The 4,316-nt window shown below is 69.1% G+C and carries 4 protein-coding genes; all 4 read left to right on the forward strand.

The window, feature by feature from the left end; translation table 11 throughout:
* Positions 1–383: 383 nt before the first annotated feature.
* The 4 genes from AB0D18_RS41170 (at position 384) to AB0D18_RS41185 (ending at position 4,148) form a co-directional block, all read left to right on the forward strand.
* A complete protein-coding gene (locus tag AB0D18_RS41170) occupies positions 384–1,853 on the forward strand; it encodes a gluconate:H+ symporter (RefSeq protein ID WP_362430838.1) in 1,470 nt (489 codons plus the stop codon).
* A 92-nt stretch (positions 1,854–1,945) separates the two neighbouring features.
* Positions 1,946–2,239, forward strand: coding sequence for a hypothetical protein (locus tag AB0D18_RS41175; protein ID WP_362430839.1), 294 nt, complete (start codon positions 1,946–1,948; stop codon positions 2,237–2,239).
* 3 nt (positions 2,240–2,242) lie between these two features.
* Positions 2,243–2,671 (forward strand): hypothetical protein, encoded by a 429-nt coding sequence (locus tag AB0D18_RS41180; RefSeq protein ID WP_362430840.1) that lies wholly within the window; start codon positions 2,243–2,245, stop codon positions 2,669–2,671.
* A 148-nt stretch (positions 2,672–2,819) separates the two neighbouring features.
* Complete coding sequence (locus tag AB0D18_RS41185; protein ID WP_362430841.1) at positions 2,820–4,148, forward strand: Nramp family divalent metal transporter; 1,329 nt, start codon at positions 2,820–2,822, stop codon at positions 4,146–4,148.
* The last annotated feature ends 168 nt before the right edge of the window (positions 4,149–4,316 follow it).

Consider the following 4,316-nt stretch of genomic DNA (forward strand, 5'->3'; position numbering starts at 1 on the left):
CAGGGCCGAAGCCCCGCAGGGCCGAAGCCCCGCAGGGCCGAAGCCCCGCAGGGCCGAAGCCCCGCAGGGCCGAAGCCCCGCAGGGCCGAAGCCCCGCAGGGCCGAAGCCCCCCAGGGCCGAAGCCCCCCAGGGCCGAAGCCCCCTCGTTCAAAGCCCCCTCTGCTCAGCCCTCCCAGGGCTGAATCCCTCTCGGCTCGGCCCTCCCAGGCCGAAGCCGCTCGGCTCCAGCCCTTCCCAGGGCCAGAGCCCCCTCTGAACTCACGGCGCGGCGCGCTCCCACCCCCCGTACGAGGAGCCGCCGTGCCGTGATCCCCCCTGCGCGAAATCTCCCCCAGGAATTCTCTGCGCGCCCAAGTGAGCCCGGAAACAACGGAGTTCTCCCATGCTGCTCGCCGCCCCCGTAACCCCCGTGACACCGCACACGGGCGGTCTCCTCGCCCTCATCGGCGGAACGCCAGGCCTCCTCACCGTCGCCGTCCTCGGCATCGCCCTGCTGCTCCTCCTGATCATCAAGGTCAGGCTCCAGCCCTTCGTGGCGCTCCTGGCGGTCTCCATCGCCGTGGGACTCGCTGCCGGACTGTCGGTCACCGAGCTCTTCGGCACCGTCCAGAAGTCGGCCCTCCCCTCGGTCATCGAGTCCGGGATGGGCGGCATCCTCGGCCACGTCGCGATCATCATCGGTCTGGGCACCATGCTCGGCGCGATACTCGAAGTCAGCGGCGGCGCCCAGGTGTTGGCCTCCCGACTGCTCAACCTCTTCGGTGAGAAGCGCGCCCCGCTCGCGATGGGCCTCACCGGCCTGATCTTCGGCGTCCCGGTCTTCTTCGACGTCGGCATCTTCGTCCTCGCCCCGATCGTCTACGCGGCGGCCAAACGCAGCGGCAAGTCCGTCCTCCTCTACGCGATGCCGCTCCTCGCGGGCCTCTCCATGACCCACGCGTTCCTGCCCCCGCACCCGGGTCCGGTCGCCGCCGCGGGACTCTTCAAGGTCTCCCTCGGCTGGGTCATCCTCATGGGCATCGTGGTCGGCATCCCGGCCGTGCTCGCCGCCTGGGGCTACGCCGCCTGGATCGGCAAGCGCATCTTCGTACCCGTACCGCAGGACATGGTGGAAGCGGCGGAAGAGGCGAAGGCGGCGGTCGCCGCCGAGCAGCAGTCGGCCGGCGTGCAGCCGCGTGAGGATCCGGTGTCGCTCGGCACGGTCCTCGCCATCATCGGCACCCCGCTCATCCTCATCCTGGGCGCCACGTTCTCCTCCATCGCACTCGCGGAATCCACGCTCCGCTCGGTGATCGAGTTCTTCGGCAACCCCTTCGTCGCACTCACCATCGCGCTGCTCCTCGCGTACTACCTGCTCGGCATCCGGCGCGGCTGGTCCCGCAAGTCCCTGGAAACGGTCTCGACCGCCTCGCTCAAGCCGGTCGGCAACATCCTGCTGGTGGTCGGCGCGGGCGGCATCTTCGGCGCGGTCCTCAAGGGCAGCGGCATCGCGGCCGCGCTCGCCGAGACCTTCGACAGCGTCGGCCTGCCGATCATCGTGCTCGCCTGGCTGATCTCGGTCGTGCTGCGGGTGGCCCAGGGCTCGGCGACGGTCGCGATCGTCACCACGGCGGGCATCGTGGTCCCGATGGTCGAGGGCCAGGACCTGTCCCAGGCCCACCTCGCCCTGATCATCATGGCGATCTCGGCGGGCTCGATCTTCGCGTCGCACGTCAACGACGGCGGCTTCTGGATGGTCGCCAAGTACTTCGGCATCTCGGAACGCGACACCCTCAAGTCCTGGACGGTCCTGGAAACGGTCCTCTCGGTGGCGGGCTTCGCGGTGGCGGCGCTGCTGAGTCTGGTGATCTAGGTGACCTGGATGATCTAGTACGAACTCCCGTGCGGCCGCCCGGGGTGGCCCGCCATACTTGTCGGCAGGTCACCCCACCGAAAGGCTTCGCCATGGCCGAGTACGGCCTCCGCTGGACCGTCGAGGCCCGGCAGATCCACGACGCGCTTCCCGCCGAGCGGCAGGCGATGCTGGACAAGGGCCTGCGCGCGCTGCTGCGCAACCCGTACAGCAAGGCCGGCGCGGCCGTGGGACCGTACGAGAACGACCGCAAGGCCATGGTCGCCCCGGGGCTGCTCGTCGAGTACGCGGTCCTCCACGGCCTCGTGGTCGTGGTGGCCGTCGACGTCCTCGACGCGTACCTGACCACGTACCTGATCGACGAAGCCCCCGAGGACGAGGACTGACCGGTGACGACCAACCCCTACGGGCAGGGGCCCCAGGGCGCCATACCCCCGCCGGCCGGCTTCGGGCCGCCCCCGCCCGCCTTCACCCCGGCCCCGCTCCCTCCCGCACCCCTGCCGCACCAGGGTTTCCAGCCCACCCCCGGTCCCGAATTCCTCGCCGCCGACAAGCACTTCGGGGTGGTCGTCGACTCCGCCGGGGTCGCCTTCGACGCGAACGGGCAGGGTGCCGAGTTCTCGTGGCACGAGCTGGGCACGGTCCAGTTCCGGCCGAGTCCGGTCGGGCACCGGCTGATGGTCGCCGCCGTCCTGCCCGACGGCCGCTTCTTCGAGTGCGTGGTCAACGCCCGCAAGGCGGCGGTGCTTCAGCGGTGGCTGGCGGAGATCGCCTACGTCACCGGCCACTACCTCGCCGCCCGCGCCCACCCCGCCTGACCGTCCGATCCACCCGCGACACCCGCAACACCCGCTCGTAACGCTGCGATACGGAGACGATCCGGCCCACCCCCTTGCGCCGCCCCCACCGCCCCCGCTTTGGTGATCCGGATCATCAGGGGGACGAGCAGGAAGCAGGGGAAACACCATGTCGGACAGCGTGCAGGGCAACAGCGGTAAGGGCCGGGTGACACCGGAGTCGGCCGACTCGCCGCCGCTGCGCAAGGCGAGTTGGAAGTACATCGGACCGGGCATCGTCGTCGCCGCCACCGGTGTGGGCGCCGGTGACCTGGTCGCGACGCTGATCGCGGGCAGCAAGTTCGGGTACACGCTCCTCTGGGCGGCGATCATCGGCTGCCTCGTCAAGATCTCGCTCGCAGAGGCGACAGGGCGCTGGCACCTGGCCACCGGCAAGACCCTCTTCGAGGGCTGGCGCAGCCTCGGCCAGTGGACGACGTACTACTTCGCGGTGTACGTGGTCATCTGGGGCTTCGTGTACGGCGCGACCGCGATGTCCTCGTCGGCGCTGCCGATCGCGGCGCTCTTCCCGGACGGCCCGAGCATCAAGTTCTGGGCGATCCTGTGCGGCCTGCTCGGCCTCGCCTTCGTGTGGTTCAACCGGTACGCGGTCTTCGAGAAGTTCATGACGGTCGTCATCGGCATGAAGTTCCTGGTCGTCGTGTACGTGGCGATCCGGGTCGCCCCCGACCTCGGCAACGCGGTCAAGGGCCTGGTGCCCACCCTCCCGGACGGCTCCCTCTTCTACACGCTCGGCCTGATCGGCGGCGTCGGCGGCACCATCACCATGGCCGCGTACGGCTACTGGGTGAACTCCAAGGGCTGGACCAACTCCAGCTGGATGAAGGTGATGCGGCTCGACAACCGCGTCGCGTACATCACCACCGGCATCTTCGTCGTCGCGATGCTGATCATCGGCGCCGAGCTGCTGCACTCCTCGGGCGTCGCACTGGGCAAGGGCGACAAGGGCCTGGTCGACCTGGGCGGCGTACTGGAGGCCAAGTTCGGCGTCGTCACCGCGAAGCTCTTCCTGATCGGCTTCTTCGCCACGTCGTTCGGTGCGCTGGTGGGCGTGTGGCACGGGGTGAGCCTGATGTTCGCGGACTTCGTGGAGCGCTTCCAGCGGGAGCGCAAGACGGGGCAGCCGGTGACCGGCATGGCCGAGGAGGTCGCGGCGGGCAAGCGCGAGAAGTCGAAGCCGTTCCGGGCGTACCTGCTCTGGCTGACGTTCCCGCCGATGGCGCTGCTCTGGCTGGACCAGCCGTTCGGCCTGGTCGTGGTCTACGGGGTGCTGGGCGCGTTCTTCATGCCGTTCCTGGCACTGACCCTGGTGTGGCTGCTCAACACGGACCGTACGCCCGGCGAATGGCGCAACGGTTGGCTGAGCAACATCATGCTGGCGCTGGGCGGGCTGCTGTTCGTGGTGCTGTGCGTGAAGCAGGTCATCGACCTGTTCTAGAGGCACGCGGTCAGTAGGCACGCGGTCAGTACGTTCAGTACGTACGGTGCGGGGGCGGGGGGGGGGGGCCCCCCCCCCCCCCCCCACCAAAAAAAAAACAAAAAAAAAAACCCCAGAAGAACCAAAACCAACAACACATAAAAGGATTGGGGGGGGGGGGGTGTAGAT

Origin of the sequence: Streptomyces sp. NPDC048442, from assembly GCF_040651475.1 — a bacterium.
Taxonomy (GTDB): Bacteria; Actinomycetota; Actinomycetes; order Streptomycetales; family Streptomycetaceae; genus Streptomyces.

Coding starts and splice junctions, on each gene's coding strand:
- AB0D18_RS41175 (WP_362430839.1), top strand. CDS start 1,946: ATGGCCGAGTACGGCCTCCGCTGGACCGTCGAGGCCCGGCAGATCCAC.
- AB0D18_RS41170 (WP_362430838.1), top strand. CDS start 384: ATGCTGCTCGCCGCCCCCGTAACCCCCGTGACACCGCACACGGGCGGT.
- AB0D18_RS41185 (WP_362430841.1), top strand. CDS start 2,820: ATGTCGGACAGCGTGCAGGGCAACAGCGGTAAGGGCCGGGTGACACCG.